This is a genomic window from Lysobacter sp. ESA13C, assembly GCF_019970005.1.
In the GTDB taxonomy this organism is placed as follows: domain Bacteria; phylum Pseudomonadota; class Gammaproteobacteria; order Xanthomonadales; family Xanthomonadaceae; genus Lysobacter; species Lysobacter antibioticus_B.
In genome coordinates this window covers 649,109-672,882 of the sequence record NZ_JAHXYK010000002.1, presented here as the reverse complement: position 1 = coordinate 672,882, position 23,774 = coordinate 649,109, and the positions used below count along the sequence as shown (strand labels likewise).

The window sequence follows — 23,774 nt, the reverse complement described above, 5'->3', positions numbered from 1 at the left end:
AGTCCTTCCATTGAGTGATTGAGAGGGTGCTGAAGTCGCGATCAGGGGGCGGACGGTTCCGGGTCCTCGGCGAGGAACCAGCAACCTTCCTGTTTGACGAAGCGGTACGAATTACCTTCCGACATGCCGTACTGGTAGCGGACGAAATAGGCGTCGGCCGGCTCGGCCTTGACCTCTACCGCGACCGGCTTGGGATCGACCGCGCCGGCACTGTCGACGACATGGAAACCGTCGTCGCGATAAGCGAGGTTGAAGCCGGTGTAGTCCTTGCCCGGCACCTGCTCGGTGCGTTGCTGGGTGTCTTCGCCGACGTCGACCAGGTCGACGACCTTGACCGTCGGCAAGGTGAAACGGGTCTTGGTCTGCGCATCGCGTGCGTAGGCCTTGAGGAAATCGTCGAAACCCTGCGCGGGGCACGCGGCCGCAGCCGCCGGGGCCGCCGCAGCGGGTGTCGAGGGCGTCGCCGTCGCGCCGACCGCCGGCGTTGCGGGCACTGCATTCGGGCTCGCGCCTTCGAGTTCCTTGAACGGCGATTCCGACTGCTCGGCGTCGCCGGAGCTCGCGCCGCAAGCGACGAGCGCCAGGGTCAACGGGATTACCAGAAACCGGGGGAGATTCATGCCTGTCTTCCTTGTGCGTGGCGATCGGTGCATGGCGATCTTTGCAGGGGGGATCTTGCGAGGGTTCTTTGCGAGGAGCGTGGGATCGATGGCGGCAGGGCCGATGCGGGGCGCGGATCGGCCCTGCCCGCCCTCAGATCGTGTGCATCCTCGGCGGCTGTTGTTGCTGACGCGGTTCCTGGGCCTGCTGTTGCGCGGTCTGGGCCTGCTGCGGCAGATCCTGTTGCAGTTTCTGGGTCGATTGCTCGAGCGACTGGTTCATCGCGATGTCCTTGTTGGCGAACACGCGGTGATGGGCCGGGTCGTTGAGCCCGCCCTGCACCGCGAACAGACCGTTGCCGTTCGTGCTGAGCACGACATGGTCGATCTTGTTCAGACCGCTCACCTTCGCCTCGTAGGTCAGGCTCGCCGCGGCGCGCTCGAGATCCTCGCGGCCGCGGAAGCCGGCCTGCGGCCCGAGTTTTTCCAGCCCGCCGAGCGCCTGCTGGTACATCGCGTAATGCGGGTTGTTGGGGTTCGACAACAGGTTCGACGGCTCGCCCTTCTTGAGCGCGTCGAGTGTGCGCTTGCCGGCGATGCCGTCGTCCTTCAAACCCTGGTCGCGCTGGAACGCCAGCAAGGCCTCGCGGGTACGCTCGCCGAAATCGCCGTCGGCATGCAGCGGCCGCCCCTGAGCGTCGCGATAACCGAGCTTGTTGAGGTGGTCCTGCATCGCGCGGACGTCGGCGCCACGCTCGCCCTGGCGCAGCACGCCGTCGTCGACCGCAGGCCGGTCCGCTGCGGCCTGGCCGCCGCGCGCGCCGACCGTCTGGCGCTGATTCCAGAAGGTTTCCGGGTTGAGGTTGCGGTCCTCGCTGTCCTTCATCTGGTAATGGACGTGCTGGGCGTACTGCTCGGAACCGCGCGGGCCACGGCCGCCCATCGTGCCGATCTCGGTGCCGGGTTCGACGCGCTGCCCCACCACCACCGACTGGCTCTGCGTATGCAGCAGCTGATGGCTGTTGCCTTCGGCATCGCGGATGCTGATGGTGCCGTAGCGCCCGCCGACGAATTCGACGGTGCCGGCGACCGGCGAATGAATCGTCGGATGGGTCAGGTTGACGCCGGCCTGGCCGCCGACGTAGTTGAAGTCGGAGCCGCCGTGGGCGCCGTTGTCGCGGTGTTCGCCGTAATGGCCGGTGATGTGCGCCGAGCGTCCGTATTGCGGCGGCAGGATCACGTTCATGGTGTCCTGGTACGACATGTCAGCGTCTCCTCATGGGCTTGGCTTGCATCGGGCGGCGCTCACAGGGAGTCGTCGCGCGTGCGGTACAAGGTCCAGCATTCGCCCTTTTTGAAGAAGAACGACATCTGGTAGTCGGTGTCCGGCTTGGCCAGCATCACTTCCTTGTCGCCGTTCAATTCGGTCTGGCTGAGCACGAGTCCATCGCGCTTTTGTTGCTGCGCGCCCGGCATCACCGGGAAGCGCAAGGCGGTTGCGTCGAGCATCGTCGTGACCGGCCTGGGTTCCGGATCGGCGTTCGCATCGACCGTCTCGCTCTGCAGCGGGCTTGCGGTAAAGGCCTTCTGGATGGCGACGTCGTCCATGAACGCGGCCAGGAAGGCGTCGAATTGCTGCGACGGACAGGCCACGCCGGTCTTGCCGGCAGCAGCCGCCGCGGTCTTGACCGGGGCCGCGGCTTTATCCGCAGGCGCCGTCGCGCCCGGGCCTCTGGAGGCGACTTCGCAGCCCCCCAGCCACATCAGCATCGTCAGCACTACTACTTTCTTGCAGTTCATCTTGCTTCCCCAAACACTACGGCCTGTCGCAGCGGGCCGACCATCGGCCCCCGTCGAGCGGCGCCTGCGCCGCTGCCACCTTCCGTGGCCCTGCTGATGCTCCTGGTCCATGCCCGGTTCCTTGCTGCCGCTTCCGTGCGGATCGAAGGCAAGGCTCCGAACCTGCCGCCTACGACTTCAGATCGGGCTTCAGCCCCACCTGGAACGTGCTGCGCCGATCACTGTCGTCGAGACGGTAGTACTGGCCGGAAACGATCAGGCCGCCATTGCTCCAGCGCAATCCCTGCGCCCCTTCTTCGACCCAGGCCGAGACGGGATCCTTGACGCCCGGCACAGGCACGTCCGCCTGGCCTTGCACCGCGCCGTCGCCGAGCGCGAGCCTGACCACGCGCAACAGCGTCTGCGACGAGGCCTGTTGCGGCTGGGTGTCGGACTGCAACAACACGTACACCGAATCGGCTTCGCGCACGCAATGGGTCGCGCGGCTCTGGTAGGTCTGCGTCGGCAGATCCAGGGTGCGCGTCCACAAGGCCTTGCCGGAGGTCTCGGCGACGTAGGCCACGGGACGCTGGTTCATGCCGTCGTCGTCGACCGCCGCACCGACCACGCATTGCTTGTTGTCGCCGATCGATTCCGAGGCATAGGAAGAAAACCCCGGCGGGATATCGGTGCTCTTGGCCCGGGCGTCGCGCGGGACGCCGTCGTTCGCCGCCGAAGCCAGCGGCTGCGGCGTCGACACCGACGCGTTAGCGGCCGGATCGGCGCTGCACGCGGCCAGCGCGAGAGTAAGAGCGGATACAGCGAGCAATGCGGTGTACGGGTTCGTCGTCATGAGCCGGTCCAACAAGTCCAGTGATTGAAGCCGCGGGCGACGAACACCGCCCGGGGCGCACTACACGAGCCGGTCTGGTACGCCCGCCGTATCGGCGGCGGACGCACCAGACCCAACCGCCCCACGTTCCCGCGTCCTGCGGGAGCGAGGGGCCACTCGGTCAGGCCATCATCGGCCTGGCTTGCTGCTGACGCGCTTCCTGCGTCTGCGGTGCCTGCTGCTGCACGTCCTGCTGCAACTGCTGGCTCGACTGCTCGACCGTCTGCTGGCGCGCCTGGCGGCCGTCGACGTGCACGCGGTGGTTGCCCGGATCGGTGAGTTCGCCTTGCACCGCGAACAGACCGGTGCCGTTCGCGCTCGGCACGACGTGGTCGATCTTGCTCAGACCGCTGACCCGCGCTTCATAGGTCAGGCTGGCCGCGGCACGTTCCATGTCTTCGCGGTTGCGGAAGCCGGCCTGCGGGCCCAGGCGTTCCACGCCTTCGAGCGCTTGGCGGTACATCGCGTTGTCGCGGTTGGCCGGGTCCGACAGCAACGGTGCGCGCGCCGGATCGGCCTGCTGCGGCGTCGGCGTGGCGCGGCCTTGCTGAGTGGCCTCCTGCTGGGCGCGATCCTGCGCAGCCGGCTGAGCGCCGTCGCGAGCGCCCTGCTGCTGGTTCGGCTGCGCGTTGCGCAGTGCTTCCAAGGTCTTGCTACCGGCGATGCCGTCGTCCTTGAGGCCGTGTTCGCGCTGGAATGTCTGCAGCGCTTCCTTGGTGTGGGCGCCGAAATGGCCGTCGGGATTGATCTCGTTGCCCTGGGCGTCGCGAATGCCGAGGCGCTTGAGCTGCTCCTGCATCTGCTGCACCGCCGGGCCGCGCTCGTTGAGCTTGAGCACGCCGTCGGCCATCGCATCGCGCTGTCCCGGGGCGGCCGGCAGCGCCACTTCGCCGCGCGCCAAGCGTTCCATCACTTCCGGAGTCAGCGCGCGTTCCCACTGGCCCACCGCTTCCCGGCGTTCCTTGAGGTGGTTGTAGCCGCCGTTGATGTCGTGGGTGGCTTCGCGAACATTGGTCTGGTGACCGTTCGGCACCACCCGGCCCTGCCAGTAGTGCACGGCGATCTTGGCCGCGTTCTCGCGATCGGAAGCCAGGTCCGGGTTACGGACCACGTCGATGCCGATCTCGCGCGCAACGCGCTCGTAATTGTCGCGGCCGGTCAGCTGGACATAGCCGCGGCCGTGGAAACGCGCGCCGTCGCCCGGCTCGGTGTTGCCGAGGTTTTCGCGGCCCCAGGCGCCGCCGTAGATCGCATTGGCGATCGCATCGCGGCCGCCGCGGACGATCGCGTCGGCCTCGGCCTTGGTGTCCATGCCGTTGCGGCCCGGGAACACTTCGAGCAGGCGCTCGCTGCTGTAGCCCAGCCCCTCGTGCATGCTCTTGAAGCCGCCGGACTCGACCTGCATCTGGCCCATGAACCCGGCCAGTTCCTTCGGATCGCGGATGCCCGCTTCATAGGCGCGGAGCAGCAGAAAATCACGATTGTTTGGGGTCGACATAATTCCTCCTTGATGGATCTTCGATAGCGGCCGGACCCGGTCCGGCCGATGAATTAATTCCTGGGCGGCAGGCCGCGCTTATCGAGCTGCGCGTCGCGGTCCCAGCTACGGGTGAACTTGAACAAGACGTTGTCTTCGTTGCGGATCACGCTGTCCTTCTCGCAGCTCAGCGCGGTCTCGGGCTTCGCGGCCGCGTCGGCCACCACCATCACGCCCTGCTCTTCCAGCCCCATTTCGCCGGACACCGAGTAGAAAATGTGCTTGCGGCCGCCGTCCTCGAACGAATAGGCGTAACCGCCGGTGTTGCCGGCAAAACCCAGTTGCGTGCGCTTGAAGCGACGCGCCGGAGCGGACTTGTCCGCGGGGTAAACGTAATCGTTATGACCTGCGGTTCCCTGGGCGAAGTAGACATAACCCGACTGGTCGGTCACGCCCTTCGATGCGCACAGCGACGCGAGCTTCTTCTCGGCGCCGGCGAGGGTGCACGAGATCACCACGTCCTCGTCGGCCGCGCACAGCGAACGGCCGTCGCCGGCGGGCGCTGCGGTCGCAGCCGGTGCCGGCACTGCGGGAGCCGCAGTTGCCGGGGCCGGTGCTTGCGATGCCGTCTCGGTTGCAGCGGTGGTCGCGGCCGCCGGCGCTGCCGACGTTTCGCCGTTCGCCGCAGTGCCGCCCTGGCAGCCGCTCAACACGGTCAACAGTGCGATGCCCAAGAGATTCACAGATTTCATAGCAATTCCTTGACTGATCGAGGTAACGGGGTGTCGCGGGTGGATCCGAGCTCAATTGGATCCGAGTTCCATTGGATTCGAGCTCAATTGGATCCGCGTTCAATTGAGTCGGCATTCAATCGAGTCCGCATTCAATCGCCGAACGCGGCAGCGGAACAGACTGCGCTCGCAGTGCTGGCCGGGCCCGGCTGGCTGAAAGAAAGTCGCTGACACGGGCACGACCGGGACGGCCTGACCAGACCGGCGCACGACGGCGAAAGAACTGGGAGCCACCGAACGGACGCGACCACCGCTGAGCCGACACGCACGCTTGCGCGCACGCAACGACGGGCACGAGGCGACGCCGACCGAGCAAGACGGCGTTCCGATCGCATGCGCGAACGGAGCGCCGCATGCTTAGGCGGTCAGAACCTTCGGCTTGTGCTCTTGCGTCGGCGCGGCCTGCTGCGGTGCGTCCTGCTGGACCTGGAACGTCGACTGCTCGACCGGCTGGTTCGCCGCCTGAGCCTTGTTGACGTGGGCACGTTGGCTGCCCGGGTCGGTCAAGCCGCCCTGGACCGCAAACAGCCCGCTTCCGTCCGCATTCGGCACCACGTGATCGATCCGGTTCAGACCGCTCACCTTGGCCTCGTACGTCAGCGTCGCCGCAGCGCGCTCCAGTTCCTGGCGATTGTGGAACGCCTGCGGACCGAGCTTTTCCAGCCCGTCCACCGCGCCCTTGAACATCGCATGGTCCGGATGCGCCGCATTCGACAACAAGGGCGCCTGCTCGGCCTTCTTCAACGCTTCCAGCGTCTTGGGGCCGGCAATGCCGTCGTCCTTCAGGCCATGGGCCTGCTGGAACGCCTGCAGCGCTTGCTTGCTGCGATCGCCGAAGTCGCCGTCGGCCTTGAGCGGCTGCCCTTGCGCGTCGCGGTAGCCGAGTTTGTTGAGCGTTTCCTGCATGCCGCGCACTTCCGCGCCATGCTCGCCACGCTTCAACACGCCATCGGCCATCGCATCCCTTTCGGGTGCGCGCGGCGTCGTCTGGGTCTGGCCCTGGGTCGGGGATGCGTCGTTGACGGCCCGCCAGGCGGCTTGCGGCGTAAGGCCCTGGTCGATCGCGGCCTTGTACTCGGCCCGCATCGCCTGCAGCGCTTCGCCGGCCCGCTCGGCCGAGATGGAAGCGCGATTGCCCCCCATTCCGCCGTAACGGCTGCGGCCGGTGTCGGGATCGGCCACGCTGGCCCATTCGGCCGCCATCGCTTCCTGCGCATCGTGCAGCGACACGCCGGGCTTGCCGGTGATGTAGCCGTGGATGTCGGGGCGCTTCTGGACGATCAGGTAATCGGAGAAGATCCGCTCCTGCAGCTCAGGGGTGAAGCGCTGGTCCGGGTCGAGCCGAAGCCCGCGGACTGCGCCGTCCATGGTGCCGGGGATGATTTGATACTTGCCGACCGCGAACAGGCGGTCGGGATCGCGTCGCGGCAGGTGCTGCGCTTCTTGCAGCTCGCCGACGGTCATGCGCGAAAAATCAATCGTGGCGCCACGGGCGTCGCCCGCGCTTCCGCGATTGTATGAGTTGTATCCGCCCTCACCTTGCGCGATGAGGTCGCCTAGTCTGTTTCCCATTGTAGTGAGCCTCCAGCTCAAGCAAGTAAGTCGATGGTTACCTGGAAAACCGATTCATCCTGAATCTTTCCAGGCCATGCGAAACCGGCCGGAGCCGACTTCGACTTTACGGACCGGGCACTTGCAGACCCGGGACCGCAATGGCGCATCTGCGCCACGATTTCTTGCGAGCTGGAGCGGCCTCCTGGCCTGTCCTCAGCCCTTGGAGGCTTTCGCGAAGCCCCACTCGGTAACGTTCAAGCGCGAATCCTCACCAGCGACGTTCCAGTCCTCGACCATTCCATAGGTCGTCACGTCCAACTTCTCGCCGCTGCTGACGCTTTCAAAGTGCATTATGCAGTAGCCGTCGCCGCTGCAAGCATCCAATTCGGGAATTTGATCACAAATTTCAGCTTCGCCGCCCACATTTTTCTTGCAGGCCGGCTCCACCACCGGGGTCCAGCCGCCCTCGAGCACCAGCTTGCGAAGATCGGCGTAGGCCATGTCCTTCTTGAAGGCGGCCTGCAACTCGGTCGACGAGCGGGTCGGGCTCTTGGCGACGACCGCTTCGGCCGTGGCTTCGGAAGCGTTGCTATCCATCGCGTTCTCCATAGGCGCAGCGCTGTCGGTTTGCGCTTGTGCTTTGACCGCTGGCGCCGCGTCCGCCTGTCCCCGGCCCGAGTCCGCGCTGCATGCGCAGAGCGAGACGGCCAACAGCAACAGGATGATTCGATTCGGCTTCACTGCGACTCCTTTGCAGCCCAGAACCGCAGGTTAGCACAGCCGCAAACGCGCTCGGCCGGCCTGCGGACCCGACGGAATCGGGCCGGGGTGAAGCCGATGAACGAGGCAAAGTCGGTCGCCTGTGGGAGCGGGCTCGAGGGTCGCGCCCACCCTTCCCTGTTCATTGGAGAGTCTGCAGCCAACCCAAGACCAGAGATCAGAGATCAGATCAAGCGTCGAAGGTTCACAGCCACCTAGAGCGTCTCGCTTCGACCGGATCGGGTCTCTCGAGCCCCATTCGTATTCCTCACGGCAGCACGAGCACGGGCTCCGAACATTCCGAATAGACGGTCTGGCACCGCCCTTTTTTCTAAGCCGGTCTGTCATCTAAGCGAATTCTTATTGCGTGCCAGCAGGGCGACATGGCTACGCTTTTCAAAGCTACTGCACAAGCACCGGTTTGGTGCACTCCGAATAGACGATACGGCACCCGCGATTATTACTGGCATCGTCGCCGATACAACTCTTCATCGCGAGCCCTGTCGCGACTTCTATCGTAGAACCGCCTTGCGTGACGATGGTTGCACCCGGTACCGAAGGCCAAGCGATGACGGCGCACTGGTTCTCATAGGCGAAAAGCAGCTTCTTGCAACCGCTCGCGCCACTCGCGGCACAACGCTTCAAGGCTTCCTGCTCGGCCTTCTTCCTGCTGAAGTTGCCGACCGAAGTGCCTACATCTCCGCTGATCGGATCAATCGCAATAGCACCCCAAGTCAGTTTCCAGCTTGGCTCCGCAGGCACGGCTCGCGAGGCTGCTGCATTCTGCGGCCATGCGCTCGGAGGAAGGCATTGCGGATTGCCCGCCGAAGGAATGCCTGCGGGACACTGCGCCATTGAGTCGTCGTTCCACAGCAACCCAATACCAAGAACCACGAATAAATACGCGACTTTCATTTCAACATTCCTTGTTTCCTTACCTACCGAGAGAAGGACGTTCGCCCGCACTCGTCACTCTTCTCGCCCCATCAAATCGAACCACTCGTGAAGATGCGGTTATCGCATCAACTCCGGAGGGCTGCAATTCGTGTAGTGAATACGGCAGTTCACGTCGTCATTGCTGCACTGGCGCATACCCAGCTCAGAAGCTCTGTCGACAGTCGCAGCAGTGTGAACGCTGTATTTCTTGTCGCCCGTAACAAGGATCGCGCATTGATCGAAGTACGAGACATCCAGGACGCAATTTTTGCCCCCTCTCTTACGGCATTGCGAAAGTGCCTGCGCTTCCGCCTGCCGCTTGGATTTCATTCCGGTCGAGGTGCCTAAGACTGCTTTCGGAGCATCCGTCGCGATCGCTCCCCAGCGACTCTCCCAGCGCGACGGCGAAGGATCTTGGCGTACAGGCGCGTTCTGAGGCCATGCATTCGGAGGGATGCAAGAAGGATTCCCGGCAGCAGGGATACCGGCTGGACACTGAGCCTTCGCAGCGGGGCTAAGTGCGAATACACCGAGTAATACGAGACAAGCAGCCTTCATTGCATTGTCTCCAAATAGAACAGCGCTATGCGCCTAAGCCATCGAGCGTGACTGCAACATACCAATAAAAAAGCCCGCATCTCGATGACGCGGGCTTTCTTAGCCACTTATTAGTACGACCACTCTCAGAACGAAATTACCGCGACACGAGCACCGGGTCAGAGCACTCAGAATAAACGATCCGGCATTTCCCGCTGTCGCCAACACTGGTACCCGCACATCTTTTTAGTGCGATTTCACTTGCTGCAGCGACGCTAGCACCGCTTTGCGCGATAACTCCTGCACCGACGCCTACGACGGCGGGCCAAGCGATGACCGCACACTGGTTTTGATAAGAGAACAGAACCTTCTTGCAACCGGTCGCGCCACTCGCTTGACAACGATCTAAAGCCTCTCGCTCAGCCTTTCTTTTACTGGGCTTACCAACCGCAGTTCCTACATCACCGCTATCCAAATCGATAGCGATGGCACCCCAGGTCAACTTCCAGCTCGGAGGCGCGGGGACCGCCTGCTGTGCAGGAGCATTCTGCGGCCAAGCGCTCGGAGGTATACATGACGGATTCCCTCCTGATGGAATACCGGCCGGGCATTGCGCCAAAGCAGGTCCAGCAAAAAAAGCAGAGAGACCAGTGAGTACCAAGAGGCTGACTGCTTTCATGCTAAGAGCTCCTATTCCTTGCTACCTGCCAACCCGCGCTGCCCCGGTGAGGGTTCCGCGTTAGCCTGCTGGCCTGAGAATCGCGGAGCGGCAGCTTGGGACTGCATTTGTGAGTGGTACTGACTACCTTGCGATTCGGCGGCCCGCTGCGGCGGCTGTCCACCACCGCTGTAGTGCGGCGGAATGCCTGCGCCCGGCGAACCCGACTGACCGGTTTGACCTTGGAACTGGTTGTACGAACTGAACTGACCCAACACGCCCTGGAAGAACATCGCGGCCATCGGCGGTGCGCTGATGATGAGCACCGTCAGGATCAAACCCAGACCGCCCTGCTGCAATGCCTGACTCGACATGCCCGAGGTGAACTGGGAACCCAGAATCGCACCAGCGATCGCAGTGCCCCAGAAAACCGCCGCCACCTTGGCGACCATCTCCATGGCAATCGCGACCATCGCACTCAACATCGCCATCGAAAACATGGTTCCGATGCCATAGTACAGCCACTTGCTGAACAGTTGCTTTGTCTGGTCGAAGAGCAAACACAATATGAATATCGGTCCCAATCCGATGAACAAAGCCATCGCAATTTCATAAAGCAGCAACGAAATACCCGCGGTAATCGCAGGCCCGCCGGTGCCGAAACCGACCGCCCACATCGCCCGGGTCTTTTCGTCGGTCAAGGCTGGATCGCTGACGATCTGCATCGCGTCGATGCTCGACCAGGCCAATTGCATCCACCCCAGGTTCTTGTCGATCTGTTGCTCCGGGGTGGAATTCTGATCGCCAGTGACGACCCAGTTGATTTCCTTCTTGACGTCGTCGGTCAGGAACTCGTGCAAGTCCGTTCCGAACACGCCCATCGAAGTCGCGATCGCGACGATGAAGGTCGCGCGCAACGAATTGGTCACCAGCGCCATCATCGGTTCGCGCGACATGCCGGTAACGATGCGGTAGCCCTGCAACAGGATCCACAAGGTCATCAAGGTCAGCGCGATACCGCCGACCCACTGCATCGCGTTGCCCATCAGGTCGAGACCGAATTTTTGGATCTCGCGACGCAAGTAGGTCAGGATCAGACGGAAGAAAACAAAATCCCCGACCGAATCGATGCGCAAGTTGAGCCAATCCAGTGGACTGGAGTTCGGCAGCCAGCCGCCGCTGAGGTTAAATCCCTTAATCATCGCTGCACCCGCTATCCCTGGAATCGCTGTTGCCGGCCCGGCTCATCCGCATGCGGAGAGCGGCCTTGATTCGAACGTCGCCGTTCGCCCTTGTCATTGCAGAGCCCCTGCCATCGCCGCCGTGCTGATGGCCGAGCCGATCAGCGTCTGCTGGCCTTTCAGGCCGCGCTTGGCGAGCGTGTTCTGCTTGTCGACCATCGCCACGATGTAGGCGTCGTAGATAGCCATCTGCGCCTGGTACATCTGGTATTTGATATCGAGATCGTTCGCCAGGCGCATCGATTCGCTATCCACGCCTTCCACGTTGCCCTGATCGCTGCTGGTCCCGCGCTGGCTCTGTACCTGGCCGAGCAAGCGCTGCATTTCCGGCACGGTGTCGCGCGAGAACCTGACGGTGTAGTTGAACTTCTCAACCTTGGCGCTCTCGATGTTCACGCAGATCTGCATCTGCTGCTCGGACAAGTCGCCGTCGAGGTTCAGGCCCACACGGGACATCAGATTGCCCAGAATGCTGCCGCCGCCTGTCTGGCGGCAGCGCTGCTCGACCACCTGCGCCTTATCCAACTCGCGCCAGGGCTCGGAGGTCGGCAAGGCAATGGGGTTGTCGAGGAAACTCTGGAACTTGATGAGCTGCTGCTGGAAGTGGTCGTACTGCTTCTTCCACTCGGCCATTTCCTTGCCGAACTCTGCCGCGCGCTCGACACTGGTCTTGATCTGCTGACCGATGTTCGCGGCCATATGCCCCGGATCGGTGACGACCCATTGCGCGTTGACGCTGCCGGCCGCCATGACACAGCCCAGCGCCAGGACGCCAACCGCAAGGTTCTTCTTGTACGCCTGCTTGGCATTCATTTTCATCTTCCCTCTCCCGATCCGATAGTTGCCACTGGCATTGCCGATCAGTGATTCATGAGCCCGACTTACTGCAGCGCGCCCGCCATGGCCGCGGTGCTGAGCGCCTGGCCGAGCATGCTCGGTTCGCCCTTGAGCGCGCGCGTGGCCAAGGTGTTCTGTTTATCCATCATCGCGGCGATGTAGGCATCGTAAGTCTTCATTTGCGCCTGCCAGGATTGGTACTTGATGTCCAGGTCGTTCGCCAGACGCATCGATTCGCTGTCCACGCCCTGGATGTTGCCCTGGCTGCTACTGGTCCCGCGCTGGCCCTGGATCTTGCCGAGCAGGCTCTGCATCTGCGGCACCGAGTCGCGAGCGAACTTGACGGTGTAGTTGAACTTGTCGACCTTGGCGCTTTCGATGTTCACGCACACCTGCAACTGCTGCTTGGCCAGGTCGCCGTTGAGCTGCAAACCGACGCTGTCCATCAGCCGGCCCAGCAGGCTGCCGCCGGCATCGCCGCATTTCTGCTTGACGACCTCGGCCTTGTTCAACTCGACCCAGGGCTCCGAATTCGGCAAGGCGATCGGATTGTTCAGGAAGCTCTGGAACTTGATGAGCTGCTGCTGAAAGTGCTCGTATTGTTTCTTCCACTCGTCAATCTGCTTGCCGAACTCTATCGCACGCTCGCCCGAGACCATAATTTGCTGGACGACGTTCTGTATGGTGTGACCAGGATCGGTAACCACCCATTGCGCATTCACGCTTCCGGCCGCCATCACGCTACTGAACGCCAGTGCGCAGACAGCCAGTTTCTTAGTGCGCGCCTGCTTGGCAATGTTCGATTTCATCTTCCTTCTCCTGATCTGATGGTTGACGTCAGATACTGCTGATACTGCTGAATAAACGGTTCGCCAGGCTCAGGCCGCGGCGGAATCGGAAACCGCCTTCTTGGCCGGGCCCTTGCCCGAACCCTTGCGGTTGTCGAAAAAGTCCTGCAGCCAATCGGCGGGAACGAGATCGTTCTGGGTAATGCCCTTCTTGTGGGCCGCCTTCTCGAGCACCTGGTGCATGATGTCGATGTTATCGGTCGAAGCGGAAATGACCGCCAAGGCGTCGTCCATGCCGCGCAGGTTGAGCTGGCAGACGACCGCTGAGTGGCCTTGCTTGACCAGGAAGCAGCGCGAACGCTCGTCAAGGCCCTTCACGACCTGGTACTCGGCATCGGTGAGCTTGAGGCCCTCGATGTAGTCTTCGCGGCTGGCGTTCGGGTTCGGCAGCAGGATCAGCGTCGCGGTCTGTTCGATCAGCGATGCCGAGATGTCGCTGGCCAGCGCGTCTTCCGGGCTCTGGGTCGCGAAGATGCCCATACCGTTTTGTTTACGGATGGTCTTCTGCTTGTTCTTGGCGAATTCCTTCAGGCCGCCGCTGCCGTCGAGGATCTTCCAGAATTCGTCCATGACATAGATCAGCGGACGGCCGTCGATCAGCTCTTCGAGGCGGTGCAGCAGGTAATTGATCACCGGCACGCGCACTTCGGGGTTGTCGATCACGTCGGTGTAGTCGAAGCCGATGATGCTGGCTTTCTCGAGATTGACCGTATCGACCGGGTTGTCGAACACCCACCCCAGCGAATTGCCCGCGGTCCACTTGCGCAGGCGCGCATACAGACCGTCGTCACCCATGTTGGGCAGGCTCTTCTGCAGGTTGGTCATGCTGCGCAGGTGCGGCGGCGTGTCGAGGATGTTCTCGACCGCGCGGAAAATGTCCTCTTCCTCGCGCGCCGAATACACGGTCTTGCCGGCCAACACCTTGATCAGATCCGAGAGGAACTGGGTATTGGTTTCGTTGTTTTCGCACTGGAACGGATTGAAGCCGGTGGGCTGACCGTTCTCGAGGGCGAGATAATTGCCGCCGCAGGCGCGCACGAAGATCTCGGCGCCGCGATCCTTGTCGAAGAAGAAGATCGTCGGCACCGGCTTGAGCTTCTGCACCTGGCTCAACAGGAAGTTGATCAGCGCGGTCTTACCGGTACCCGACTTACCGATCACCATGGTATTGGCGATGGCCTTCTCGCCGAGCGAGTTTTCGGCCGGATGGGTCGCGTGGAAATTGAAGTAATACGGCTGGCCGTTGGTCGTCTGCAAGGTGGTGACGCAGTCGCCCCAGGGATTGTTCTCTTTCTTGCCGGTGGCGAAGTTATGCAGCGGCGACAGGCCGAGGAAGTTCAGCGAGCTGACATTGGCCAGGCGCGTGCGGTACTTCCAGTTGCCCGGGAACTGGGCGTAGAACGAGGACGCCACGGCCAGGTCTTCCTTGGCCGAAATGAAGCCGGCGTTGGACAACTCGGCGCGCGACATGGCCAGGTGCTGGGCGAGTTTTTCCTGGCTGTCGGCGTACACCGTAAAGGTGAAGTGATACTCGCCGAGCACGAAGTTGCCCGAGGCGAGCTGGTCCATCGCCATGTCGAGCTCGATGATCTGGCTGACCGCCTTGTCGCCGGACGAAATCATCATGCCCTTGGTGCGGTCGAGCGCCTTCAGCGCGTCCTGGCGTCCCATCGGGCTGAACGAATGCGTCACGACGTATTCGAAGTCCAGGTACTTCAGGCCATTGAGGATGCCCGGGTACGTGGCGTCGGTGTATTCCTTGATGTTGAGGATCGCACCGAAATGATTCACGCCGTTCGGCGTATTGATGACGAAGTCGCCGGACTTGTTCGAGAACATGTGCCGGCTGACCGGCAGGTAGTTATAGACCGGGGCCGGCAACACCGGCACCGGCTCGTCGATGCGGTTGAGCAGGTAGCCGAAGAACTCCAGCGCCTCGGAGAACACCAGGCCGTTCTTGGCTTCGTACATGCCCAGCCGGTACGGCGCGTAGTCCTTCAGGACCGCCTCGACGTTGCTGGCCAGCTCCATGAGCTTGCCGATCGCCTGGTCTTGCTCTTCCTTCAGCTGCTCGACGTTCGTCGACTTCTCGACGAAGCGCTTGCCCGACACGATCGGGCGGTAAATCATCGTCAGGTACAGCTCGTTCTGCATGAGCTTCTGACTGGACAACGACGCGAAGTAGCCGTCCGACAATTCCTGGTTGAAGACCTGGTCGAACTGGTTCTTGGTGTTGACGCGGCGACGACGACGGATGTCGTGCACCCAGAACGCCACGTTGACGAAGTCCGGCGCGCGCAGGGTCTGCAGCATCCGGTTGAAGGTGTTGTGGCGGTGCTCCAGCTCCCACTCCTCGCGCCCGACGAAAGGCAACCCACCCAAATGCCACACCAACAGGAAGTCGCCCCCGGTCGTCTTCAGCACCGTCGGCGATACATGGGTGGACAGCGGGATGAACTCGCTGATGGGAGCGTCGGGCGTCAACATAGGGTGAGTACGTGCCTTCTGGGGTGGATGTAGCGGCTGTTTGAGGCTGGACGGCTGGGACGGCTGAATCGCTCGAGGAACTCGGCTGACAGCGAACTCGGCTAACAGCCGGCCGCGAACGGCTGCCGGCAAAGCCGGACGTCATTGCGGGCTAGCCGCAATGACGTCCGGGACTTCATTTTTTCGCTTTCTTGTCGCTGGGGCTGCGATACAGGTTCGGCGTGAACACCCACATGCCCTGGTGGTGCTCCAGGTTCCGCACGCGGGTGCGGAACTGGAAGCGCAGACCCAGCAAGCGGAAGATCAGCTCATCTCGCCGGGTCATCTGCCGCATGATGAAAATCACCACCGGCAGCAACAAGATGCACCACATATCGATATAGAACGTCAGCAGCATCGAGGTCCCGGCGCCGAAGGCGAAGGGAATGTACGGAACGCCGAGGAACATCGGCGGACGCGTACAGCCGCGAAACAGCGCGTTCTTATGCATACGAGGACAGGGCCGTCATCACCATCACGTTCTGGCCGACGTCATCCGGGATCACCATGTTGGCCAGCTGGGCGGCCGCGCCGATCAGGAAGCCGCCGATCAGGACCGGAGCGACGTCGGCGATGCGCTTGTGAGCGAACGCGATCTGGTAGCCGGCGAAGATCACGGCGATGGTCACGACCGCGATCGAAGCGATATTGAGCAACGAGTTCAGGTTGTTGATGAAGCCGCTGACGCGCTCTTCGGCATTGGCGCCGCCGCCCGGCTGAGCGAGTGCCACTTCCGGCAGGACCAGCATGCTGACGAAGAGAGCCGCCATGCCGAAGGCAGAGACAAAGTTCTTGAGAATGGTGTTGTTCATGAAGAGATCCCTTCTAGTTCGCGAGTGGACAAAGGTGGTGGAGAAGAATCGTGGGTCTAGGGGTGGAGCTAGGGAATTGGAGCTAAGGGTTTGGCGCTGGTGGATCGGTGGTCAGAAAACGAAGGCCTGGTCTCCCGGCGACGGCTCCTTGGCCGGAGCAGCGGCAGCGGCTGGCCCCGCGGCGGCGTTCATCGGCATGACTCTCACCGGTTGAGACGCTTGCAGGGTCAGTGCGGCCATACCCATCGAAACGGGCTGGGCCGGAGGCGGTGAAGAAACTGGCATTGGTGTAGCAGATAACGGCAACTGGGGCATCGACGCGGCCATCGGCGGCGGGGCCGGGGCCGGCTGCGAAGTCGCCAAGGCGGCGGCCAGGCGCTGGGGGCCGGACTGCCGGCCTGGCGCGTAGACCGGCTTGGCGGCCGCGGCGACGCTCGCCCCAACGGGCTCGGCACGCGGCGACTTGCTGATCACGGCGATGGCCTGACCATCGGAGACTTCGCTCGCGGCGCGGTTGATCGAGGCATAGATCTTCTGCACGTAACCGTGCCGGAAACCGGTGACGAAGTTGCCGGAGTAGTAACAGCTGAAAGATTTGCCCCAGTCGTTGTTGGAGCGGCTGTAGCACTCGGCCAGGATGCGCGAACCGGCCTGCAGGTTCGGACAGGCCTCGAAGGCTTTCTCGTAGGAGTCCAGGCCGTACTTGCCAAGGTTGTAGCGGTTGACCTGTGCGACGCCGAGCGAAAAGTTGTAGCCGCGGCGCTCGAGCATGCGCACAGTGGCGATCGCTTCGGGGAGATTCTTGGGCTGGCGCACAAGGCGGCCACCCACGACGCCGATGGCGTAGGGATTAAAGGACGACTCCACGCGCACGACGTGGTGCATCACTTCATGTGGAACTGCCAAGCCCGGGCAGTTCATCAGCTCAATTCCGGGCAACATTCCTTGATCCCCCCTGCCGACCTTGGCGCCGACCCCCTGTAAACAGACCAAAAATGAATGGGTTGCTAGCAGTTGGAACGACGCCGCAATGATTCATGTTGGAGCCAGGATTGTCAATGACTATGCACACTTACGTCACTTTTTCACGAATTTCCCGAACGCAGCGCACCTATTCGGCGTGCGCGCGTTCCGGATTGAAATCGATACCCGTGATATAGCGCTGCCCGGCGTGGGCCTTGATGTGCACGACGATGTCGATGGTCATCATCAACAAGCGCTTGATGACCGCGAATTCCAATCCCGAGCCCTCGTTCGAAGCCTTCACCATCAACGCCAGCTGATCCCAGGTCTGGGTGATGCTGCCGGCGTGGCAGCTGGTGATCGATCCCGGGTGGCCCGAGGCGCAGTTACGAATGAAGTAGAACGATTCGTCGCCACGCAACTCGGCCAGGATGATCCGGTCGGGCTTCATACGCAGGCAGGCCTCCATGCAACTCTTGGCCGTGACGTTGCTCGTGCTTTGTCCACCTTTTGAGTAGAGCAAGTGCACCACATTCGGCTGCTCGATGAAGAGCTCGCGTGCGTCCTCGATCGTCACCAGCCGTTCGTAGGCCGGAATGTGGTTGACGAGCGACTTCATGAAGGTGGTCTTGCCGCTGCCGGTGGCGCCGGCGACGACGACGTTCTTCTTGTACTGGACGGCTTTCTTGAAGAATTCGGCGTAGTTCCTCGACGCGCGCAGCTCCAGCAGCTCGCGGTCGTGCTCGCTCAGCACGTGCGTCTGCTCGACGACCTGGGCGAAGAAGCCGTCCTCCTCGTACTGCTGGAGGGTCTTGCTGTGCTTGGACGGCAGGCGGATCGTGATCGAGACCTTGCCGGCGTCGCACGCCGGCGGGATCACGAACTGGGCGCGCTGGCCGGTCGGGAACGTTAACGAGACCACCGGGTCGGCATCGGTGATGCGTTGGCCGGTGTTGCTCTCGTTGACGACCGCGGTGCAGAACTGCCGGGCCCGATCGAACGTCAGGCCCGGCACTTCAATCCGGTTCCAGCCCGACCGGGTCTCCAGATAGAGCTCCCCCGGCCGGTTGATACAGATTTCCGTCACATCCGGCGAGCTCATGTACTCGTGGATGCCCAGCACCTGGTACTGGTATTCCAGGAACGCGTTGGATACCTGGGCGATCGGTGAATTGTCTGTATCCATTTCTCTCAACTAACCACTGTGGCCGATATCACCTGAGGACCGACGAGAAGTCGACGTCCTTGGCGACATAGACGTTCACGATCGTGCCCTGGTTGATGGTCACGGTCGGCGGACGGTTGATGCTCTTGTCCAGGGCCTGGTTGGCCAGGCGTTCCATCGCACGAGCGGTGTTGCTCTCGTACGGCTGCTGGATCTCGTTGCCGCTGTTGGTGATCGTGGTGCTTTCCGGACCGTTCTTGGCCGCTGCGTATTTGAACGCGTCGCTGATCAGGCTGATCATCAGCGCCGAGGCGATACGGCTGCCCCAGTGCGCGTTGAAATCGCCGGGGTGGCCGGCACCGCCGAGGTTGTCGATACCCGGGCTGGCCATGTTGACGTCGATGCCGTTAGGGGTGGTGATGCGATCCCAAATGACCGAAACGCGCGGGCCGTTGATGTTGTCGTTCTGGTAGCGACCGGAGATCTTCGAGCCCTTCGGCAGCAACAGACGACGGCCGTTGATCGAGTAGGTCGGCTCGGTGACGATGCACGAAGTAAAGCCCGGCAGATCCGTGACGATTCGCGTTTCCATCACGCAGCGGATGTATGTACCGCGTACCAGCAAGGTATCGGGGTTGTAGATCGGCTGTGCGAAGGCGACTTCCTTCGGCGGCTCGACGACGGCGGCCTTCGGGTTGAGGCGGGCTTCGGCCGCGGCGATCTGGGCCGCGACACGGTCCTCTTGGCTTTGTCCACCGCTACCACCGCCCTGCCCGGCCATTTCGCCCATGCGGCGTTCCATCAGGCTGGGACCGCGCGGGCCGGCTTCGACCTGTTCCTGCGGCTGCTGGTTCATCTGCGGCTGCGGCGGCGGCATCGGCTCGGCCATCGGCAAGGGCGGCATCGGCGGCATCGGCTCCGGCGGAGGCAACGGCGCCTCGATCGGCTTGGGCAGCGCCGGGATGCTGATCTCCTCTTCCTTGACCTTTTTCGTCTCGTCGTCGTCGGAAGTCGCGCGGTTGAACATCCACAGCGCGGCGATGATCAACAACAGCACGATGCCGCCGAGGAACAGCAGCGCCTTACGGTTGAGCTTTTGCGCTTCGGCGGACTTCAGGGTCGGGGTACCGGCATCCAGGTCCGGCGCGGGGCCGCTGGCCTGCTGGCCGTAATAGGGATTGGCACCGGCGTAGCCGTAGTTGCCTTCTTGCGACGTGCCCGTGTTGTCCTCGGGGCGGCCAGGCGGGTTGGGCGGCATGTTCTGGCTCATTTCTGCTTCTTCCTGCGCAGACCGACGACGTTGTTGCCGTGCCGGATGATCAAGTAGGGATAGGTACCGTGGACGACGATCGTGTTGTTCTCGACCGTGGTGTTGACCACGAAATCCTCGCTGCCTTCGCGTTCGCGACCGAACACGGCCGGGAAATTGCCGGTCGGCAGGCTCTTCAGTCCACTGATCTTGATGTAGGTGAACTGGCCGTCGTCGTAGACGTTGGTCGGCACCAGCCAGGAGGGCTTCTTGCGGGTCGAATACTGGTAGTCGAAGTTGTAGACGCGGTTCTTGTCGAGCGTCGTGTTCAACTCCGGAACCGGCTCGACCTTGGTCTCCTGAGCGCCGGAAAACTCGGTGCCGTTCGGGTAGACGAACTTGATCTTGTACTGCACGCCGGCCTGCTTGGCCTGCTCGAGCACGCGCCAGTCGGTGGCGACGACCTTCAACTCGAAGATGTACGAGTGCGTGCTCGTACGGATCATCATGTTGGTGTCGACGTCGACGTTCTTGGGCTTGATGTAGAAGACGTTGTCGCGGCGGCTCAGATCCCAGCCGGTGCTGAAGCCGGTGCTGTAGTCGAGGATGTTCTCGCTCGGGCTCAGCTCGATCTGGGTGGTGATGCCCAGGCCGGTACGTACCGGATAGATACGGTTGGCTTCGTATTCGTATTCCTGGATAACCTGGGCCGTGGCAGGTAGCGCGAGGCCGGAAACCGCCAGAAACAGCAGGGCGGCCAAGCGGTGTTTACGCAGGCAGTTCATCGGTTGCTGACTCCATTCGCATTGCCAGTCGGTGCAGGTGCGGGTGCCGCCGGCGTCATTGCCGGATTGGCGGCGGGATTGGGGGGAACGGGCGCGCCGGGCTGGCCCGGCTGGGCCGGTGCCGTCGGCGGGTAGCCTGGGGCGGCGCCGGGAGCGGCCGGAGCCGCGCCGGGATAAGCGGGAGCCGGCGCCATCGTGCCGTCGGGCATGAGCTGGCCCTGCGGCGCAGCCGCGGGAGCAGGAGCAGGAGCCGCGCCCGGCGTGGTCGGATACTCGCTCTGGATCGGCGGCGAAGCGGCGTAGTCGTTGTCGACGCGGTAACCGGTCACCTGGAAGCCCAAGGGATTGAGCACGCGATTGCGCTCGTCCATCTTGAGGTTCGACTTGTACAGGTACTCGATCGTGGCGATCTTGCTGTCCAGAGGCTCGGAAGACCCGGTGTCCTTGTTCAGCACGCTGCGCTGGAAACGAACCGTGGCGACTTTCGGCTTCGGACCGGTGTTCTGCTCGCCGTTGAGCTGGATGCTGAGAATCTTGACCCGGACCGTCTTGGCCTTGCCGAAGATGGTGATCGGATTGTTCGGATTGGTGTTGCCGTACAGCTGCGAGTAGCCGCTGGTGACGTGCGGGGCCGCCATCGCGAACACCGTGCTCCAATCGCGCTCGCCGATCTGCGAGTGGTCGTAGGACTCGCGCGCCATCACGAAGTGCGAAATGTTGCTCTTGTTGATCGCCTCGCTGCTGGCGATGCTGGGGTTGACGAAGTCGTCGCGCAGGCGGGCCACGGTCGAGGTGCCGGTGTAGGCATCGGCCATGACCAGGTACGGCACCTTTTCCTTCAGCGGCAGGAAGTAGAAATATCCGCCGGCCAGGATCAGCGACATCACCAACGAGGCGAACGCCACCATCCAGGCGCGGCGTTCGCTGCGTCGCGCTATGTCGGCAACGGTGACTTCGTAGTTGGCCGCCTTGGCGACGGCGTTCTCGATCTGCGGAGTTACGGGCTTTTTTCCGAACATCTTATGTTGCATCCATAACTATGGAATCGTTGCCGGCGACCGCGCGTGCTTGCGCACGCAGACCGGATCGCTCAAGCGGGTCGGCGTTAGCCGTTCGATGGTTAAGGCGTCGGAGCTGCGGTTTGCGCGACCGCCGTCGTCGAGACCGACGAGGGCGCCGCATCCGCGGAGGGCGATTCGGCCGGGGCCGCCTCGCTCTTGGTCTTGGCGTGACGGCTGGCCTTCGACTCCGGCTCGGGCACCGCCGCGGCGGGACCCGGCGCCGGCGCGGCGACGGCCGAGCGGACCACGATCTTGTCGCCTTCGCGGGCGATGACCACGCCTTGCGCGGCATACGCCGAATTCAGCTGCGAAACCGCATCGGGCAGGCTGGTGGTGTGGATCAGCGACACCGCCTGGTGCAGGGTGAAGTCCGAATAATGCTGGTAATCCAGGGTCATATTCGAATCGGTCGCCCAGCGCGTCAGCATGTTCTTCAACGTGCCGTCCATCGGCGACGGATAGAACACGTAGGACTGGTGCAGCGGGATTTCACTGGGGGCTTCGGAATACCGGTTGACCGGCTTCCAGCGGCCGCCGAAATCCGGCGCGGGTCGAGTGGCGCAGCCTGCCAGCGCAATCGCCAGCAAAATCGCGACCCACAAACGAGGGCTGGTTGCAGTTGTATGTCTCACGCTTTCCCCGGCTTTATTTGATTGAACTGACGCACGAAATCGCCGCTGAGGCCGCCAGCCACGCCTGGACTCGCCAGTGCGTCGCGACTGGCCCCGCCGCGGTCATTGTTGGTAACGGATTTGCTGGACCGAAGCCGGCCAAAATGAGACGGCGGACACCTTTGCAGTGGCAGTGCGTAACACGCCTGCCCTTTCTGCACCGGGTCGCGAAAGTAAGGCCGCGCGAGTCGCGCGACGCGTAATCATCGTTCTGTCCATGAACTCCCCTACAGCACGGTAGTACCGTTAAACGTGTGTCTGACGACACTCGTAGACGAAGATTAGACCGAAGTCAAAGCTTTCGGCAAGTGGGTCGACGAAAAAAGTGCAATCTAGAGTTGCGACTCAAAGTCTGGCCAGGCGTTCGATCGCCGCGTCGAGGGTCGCTTCGTTCTTCGCGAAACACAGGCGCGCCAATCGTTGCCCGGCCGGCGGCGACTCGTAGAACGGCGACAGCGGAATCGCCGCGACGCCCTTCTCTATCGTCAGCCAACGGCAGAAGGCCGCGTCGTCGAGGTCGCTGATCGCCGAGTAGTCGACCAGTTGGAAATAGCCGCCCGGCACCGGCAGGGGCTTCAGGCGCGTGGTCGAAAGTTGCTCGCGAAACCGATCGCGCTTGGCCTGGTAGAAATCGCCGAGGCCCAGGTAGTGCTCCGGCTCGGCCTCGATCATCTCGGCGAAAGCCCACTGCGCCGGGGCGAAGCTGCAGAAGCTGTTGTACTGATGGACCTTGCGCAACTCGGCCGACAACGCCGGCGGCGCGATGCAGTAGCCGATCTTCCAGCCGGTGCAGTGGTAGGTCTTGCCGAAGCTCGACACCACGAAGGCGCGCGCGCGCAACTCCGGGTAGCGCAGGATCGACTCGTGGCGCAGCCCGTCGAACACGATGTGTTCGTAGACTTCGTCCGACAACAGCCAGATATCGTGCTCGCGCAGCAGCTCGCTCAGGCGCGCGATGTCGTTCGCATCGAACATGGCCCCGGACGGGTTGTGCGGCGAGTTGATCATCAACAGCCGGGTCTTGGGGGTGATCGCGGCGCGCACCTGGTCCCAGTCGACGGCGAAGGTCTGCGGGTCGAGCGGGACATGCACGGCGCGGCCGCCGGCCAGGTCGATGGCCGGCTCGTAGCTGTCGTAGCAGGGATCGAGCACGATCACTTCTTCGCCCGGGCGGACCACCGCCTGGACCGCATCGAAGATCGCCTCGCTGGCGCCGGACACCACGGTGATCTCGCTGTCGGCGTCGGGACGGTGGCCGTAGCAGCGCTCGGTCTTGGCGGCGATGGCCTGGCGCAGGGCCGGGATGCCGGTCATCGGCGCGTATTGGTTCTTGCCGTCCTTCATCGCCCGCGCCAGCGACTCGACCAGCCGCGCCGGCACGTCGAAGTCGGGAAAGCCCTGCCCCAGATTGACCGCCTGGTGCTCGAGGGCGAGCTGCGACATCACGGTAAAGATGGTGGTGCCGACTTTCGGCAGCTTGGTTTCGAGCGTCATGGGCCGGGAACGGATCGCGTACGGGGCATCGAGTGTAACGGTGCGGTGTTGCAGGCCGTTAGATCGCATCCGGCCGCAAGCCGTCCGAGTCGACATATCGATATGCGCCCGACCCATTGGACAGCCGCCGATCAACGGGC

Annotated in this window: 21 protein-coding genes and 1 pseudogene; all 22 read right to left on the bottom strand. The window is 62.9% G+C overall.

What is annotated here, in order from left to right; all coding sequences use genetic code 11:
* Nucleotides 1-41 precede the first annotated feature (41 nt).
* Nucleotides 42-620: a hypothetical protein gene (locus tag LC490_RS06105; protein WP_152566092.1), complete on the bottom strand. Its 579-nt coding sequence runs from the start codon at nucleotides 618-620 to the stop codon at nucleotides 42-44.
* Nucleotides 621-753: 133 nt separating this feature from the next.
* Nucleotides 754-1,863 carry an XVIPCD domain-containing protein gene (locus LC490_RS06100; RefSeq protein ID WP_223619597.1) on the bottom strand — a complete coding sequence of 370 codons (1,110 nt, stop codon included), beginning with the start codon at nucleotides 1,861-1,863 and terminating at the stop codon, nucleotides 754-756.
* 41 nt (nucleotides 1,864-1,904) lie between these two features.
* Nucleotides 1,905-2,510, bottom strand: coding sequence for a hypothetical protein (locus tag LC490_RS06095; RefSeq protein ID WP_223619596.1), 606 nt, complete (start codon nucleotides 2,508-2,510; stop codon nucleotides 1,905-1,907).
* A gap of 58 nt (nucleotides 2,511-2,568) precedes the next feature.
* Complete coding sequence (locus LC490_RS06090) at nucleotides 2,569-3,231, bottom strand: hypothetical protein (RefSeq protein ID WP_223619595.1); 663 nt, start codon at nucleotides 3,229-3,231, stop codon at nucleotides 2,569-2,571.
* Between the two features lie 160 nt (nucleotides 3,232-3,391).
* Nucleotides 3,392-4,768 (bottom strand): XVIPCD domain-containing protein, encoded by a 1,377-nt coding sequence (locus LC490_RS06085; RefSeq protein WP_223619594.1) that lies wholly within the window; start codon nucleotides 4,766-4,768, stop codon nucleotides 3,392-3,394.
* Nucleotides 4,769-4,821: 53 nt separating this feature from the next.
* On the bottom strand, nucleotides 4,822-5,499 hold the full coding sequence (locus tag LC490_RS06080) for a hypothetical protein (protein ID WP_152566090.1): 678 nt from the start codon (nucleotides 5,497-5,499) through the stop codon (nucleotides 4,822-4,824).
* Nucleotides 5,500-5,895: 396 nt separating this feature from the next.
* The gene (locus LC490_RS06075) at nucleotides 5,896-7,002 is read right to left on the bottom strand and encodes an XVIPCD domain-containing protein (RefSeq protein WP_051884452.1); all 1,107 of its coding nucleotides are present in this window, start codon (nucleotides 7,000-7,002) and stop codon (nucleotides 5,896-5,898) included.
* Nucleotides 7,003-7,305: 303 nt separating this feature from the next.
* Complete coding sequence (locus LC490_RS06070; RefSeq protein WP_223619593.1) at nucleotides 7,306-7,833, bottom strand: hypothetical protein; 528 nt, start codon at nucleotides 7,831-7,833, stop codon at nucleotides 7,306-7,308.
* A 420-nt stretch (nucleotides 7,834-8,253) separates the two neighbouring features.
* Complete coding sequence (locus LC490_RS06065) at nucleotides 8,254-8,766, bottom strand: DUF4189 domain-containing protein (RefSeq protein WP_081930613.1); 513 nt, start codon at nucleotides 8,764-8,766, stop codon at nucleotides 8,254-8,256.
* A 1,248-nt stretch (nucleotides 8,767-10,014) separates the two neighbouring features.
* Complete coding sequence (locus LC490_RS06050) at nucleotides 10,015-11,184, bottom strand: type IV secretion system protein (protein WP_223619592.1); 1,170 nt, start codon at nucleotides 11,182-11,184, stop codon at nucleotides 10,015-10,017.
* 93 nt (nucleotides 11,185-11,277) lie between these two features.
* Nucleotides 11,278-12,042, bottom strand: coding sequence for a DUF4141 domain-containing protein (locus LC490_RS06045; protein ID WP_223619591.1), 765 nt, complete (start codon nucleotides 12,040-12,042; stop codon nucleotides 11,278-11,280).
* Nucleotides 12,043-12,104: 62 nt separating this feature from the next.
* Nucleotides 12,105-12,869 (bottom strand): DUF4141 domain-containing protein, encoded by a 765-nt coding sequence (locus LC490_RS06040; protein WP_223619590.1) that lies wholly within the window; start codon nucleotides 12,867-12,869, stop codon nucleotides 12,105-12,107.
* A 69-nt stretch (nucleotides 12,870-12,938) separates the two neighbouring features.
* On the bottom strand, nucleotides 12,939-15,395 hold the full coding sequence (locus LC490_RS06035; protein WP_031370743.1) for a VirB4 family type IV secretion/conjugal transfer ATPase: 2,457 nt from the start codon (nucleotides 15,393-15,395) through the stop codon (nucleotides 12,939-12,941).
* A gap of 175 nt (nucleotides 15,396-15,570) precedes the next feature.
* Nucleotides 15,571-15,885 (bottom strand): VirB3 family type IV secretion system protein, encoded by a 315-nt coding sequence (locus LC490_RS06030; RefSeq protein WP_223619589.1) that lies wholly within the window; start codon nucleotides 15,883-15,885, stop codon nucleotides 15,571-15,573.
* Complete coding sequence (locus LC490_RS06025; RefSeq protein ID WP_223619588.1) at nucleotides 15,878-16,246, bottom strand: TrbC/VirB2 family protein; 369 nt, start codon at nucleotides 16,244-16,246, stop codon at nucleotides 15,878-15,880. The genes LC490_RS06030 and LC490_RS06025 overlap by 8 nt, the downstream gene beginning before the upstream one ends.
* A 111-nt stretch (nucleotides 16,247-16,357) precedes the next feature.
* Nucleotides 16,358-17,176, bottom strand: a complete 819-nt coding sequence (locus LC490_RS06020; protein WP_200875796.1) for a lytic transglycosylase domain-containing protein — start codon at nucleotides 17,174-17,176, stop codon at nucleotides 16,358-16,360.
* A gap of 181 nt (nucleotides 17,177-17,357) precedes the next feature.
* Entirely contained in the window at nucleotides 17,358-18,395 is a 1,038-nt protein-coding gene (gene virB11 / locus LC490_RS06015) for a P-type DNA transfer ATPase VirB11 (RefSeq protein WP_031370739.1), read from the bottom strand.
* 28 nt (nucleotides 18,396-18,423) lie between these two features.
* Nucleotides 18,424-19,644, bottom strand: coding sequence for a TrbI/VirB10 family protein (locus tag LC490_RS06010; protein ID WP_031370738.1), 1,221 nt, complete (start codon nucleotides 19,642-19,644; stop codon nucleotides 18,424-18,426).
* Nucleotides 19,641-20,408 carry a TrbG/VirB9 family P-type conjugative transfer protein gene (locus LC490_RS06005; protein ID WP_031370737.1) on the bottom strand — a complete coding sequence of 256 codons (768 nt, stop codon included), beginning with the start codon at nucleotides 20,406-20,408 and terminating at the stop codon, nucleotides 19,641-19,643. The genes LC490_RS06010 and LC490_RS06005 overlap by 4 nt, the downstream gene beginning before the upstream one ends.
* Nucleotides 20,405-21,427 (bottom strand): type IV secretion system protein, encoded by a 1,023-nt coding sequence (locus tag LC490_RS05995; protein ID WP_036148033.1) that lies wholly within the window; start codon nucleotides 21,425-21,427, stop codon nucleotides 20,405-20,407. The genes LC490_RS06005 and LC490_RS05995 overlap by 4 nt, the downstream gene beginning before the upstream one ends.
* A gap of 281 nt (nucleotides 21,428-21,708) precedes the next feature.
* Nucleotides 21,709-22,071, bottom strand: a pseudogene (locus LC490_RS05990) (hypothetical protein); the annotation flags it as partial.
* A gap of 414 nt (nucleotides 22,072-22,485) precedes the next feature.
* On the bottom strand, nucleotides 22,486-23,634 hold the full coding sequence (locus LC490_RS05985) for a pyridoxal phosphate-dependent aminotransferase (RefSeq protein ID WP_223619587.1): 1,149 nt from the start codon (nucleotides 23,632-23,634) through the stop codon (nucleotides 22,486-22,488).
* Nucleotides 23,635-23,774 lie beyond the last annotated feature (140 nt).

Excerpts from the sequence above, each read along its gene's own strand:
- LC490_RS06105 (WP_152566092.1), bottom strand. The coding sequence starts at position 620 with ATGAATCTCCCCCGGTTTCTGGTAATCCCGTTGACCCTGGCGCTCGTC.
- LC490_RS06100 (WP_223619597.1), bottom strand. The coding sequence starts at position 1,863 with ATGTCGTACCAGGACACCATGAACGTGATCCTGCCGCCGCAATACGGA.
- LC490_RS06095 (WP_223619596.1), bottom strand. The coding sequence starts at position 2,510 with ATGGACCAGGAGCATCAGCAGGGCCACGGAAGGTGGCAGCGGCGCAGG.
- LC490_RS06090 (WP_223619595.1), bottom strand. The coding sequence starts at position 3,231 with ATGACGACGAACCCGTACACCGCATTGCTCGCTGTATCCGCTCTTACT.
- LC490_RS06085 (WP_223619594.1), bottom strand. The coding sequence starts at position 4,768 with ATGTCGACCCCAAACAATCGTGATTTTCTGCTGCTCCGCGCCTATGAA.
- LC490_RS06080 (WP_152566090.1), bottom strand. The coding sequence starts at position 5,499 with ATGAAATCTGTGAATCTCTTGGGCATCGCACTGTTGACCGTGTTGAGC.
- LC490_RS06075 (WP_051884452.1), bottom strand. The coding sequence starts at position 7,002 with ATGACCGTCGGCGAGCTGCAAGAAGCGCAGCACCTGCCGCGACGCGAT.
- LC490_RS06065 (WP_081930613.1), bottom strand. The coding sequence starts at position 8,766 with ATGAAAGTCGCGTATTTATTCGTGGTTCTTGGTATTGGGTTGCTGTGG.
- LC490_RS06050 (WP_223619592.1), bottom strand. The coding sequence starts at position 11,184 with ATGATTAAGGGATTTAACCTCAGCGGCGGCTGGCTGCCGAACTCCAGT.
- LC490_RS06045 (WP_223619591.1), bottom strand. The coding sequence starts at position 12,042 with ATGAAAATGAATGCCAAGCAGGCGTACAAGAAGAACCTTGCGGTTGGC.
- LC490_RS06040 (WP_223619590.1), bottom strand. The coding sequence starts at position 12,869 with ATGAAATCGAACATTGCCAAGCAGGCGCGCACTAAGAAACTGGCTGTC.
- LC490_RS06035 (WP_031370743.1), bottom strand. The coding sequence starts at position 15,395 with ATGTTGACGCCCGACGCTCCCATCAGCGAGTTCATCCCGCTGTCCACC.
- LC490_RS06030 (WP_223619589.1), bottom strand. The coding sequence starts at position 15,885 with ATGCATAAGAACGCGCTGTTTCGCGGCTGTACGCGTCCGCCGATGTTC.
- LC490_RS06025 (WP_223619588.1), bottom strand. The coding sequence starts at position 16,246 with ATGAACAACACCATTCTCAAGAACTTTGTCTCTGCCTTCGGCATGGCG.
- virB11 (WP_031370739.1), bottom strand. The coding sequence starts at position 18,395 with ATGGATACAGACAATTCACCGATCGCCCAGGTATCCAACGCGTTCCTG.
- LC490_RS06010 (WP_031370738.1), bottom strand. The coding sequence starts at position 19,644 with ATGAGCCAGAACATGCCGCCCAACCCGCCTGGCCGCCCCGAGGACAAC.
- LC490_RS06005 (WP_031370737.1), bottom strand. The coding sequence starts at position 20,408 with ATGAACTGCCTGCGTAAACACCGCTTGGCCGCCCTGCTGTTTCTGGCG.
- LC490_RS05995 (WP_036148033.1), bottom strand. The coding sequence starts at position 21,427 with ATGTTCGGAAAAAAGCCCGTAACTCCGCAGATCGAGAACGCCGTCGCC.
- LC490_RS05985 (WP_223619587.1), bottom strand. The coding sequence starts at position 23,634 with ATGACGCTCGAAACCAAGCTGCCGAAAGTCGGCACCACCATCTTTACC.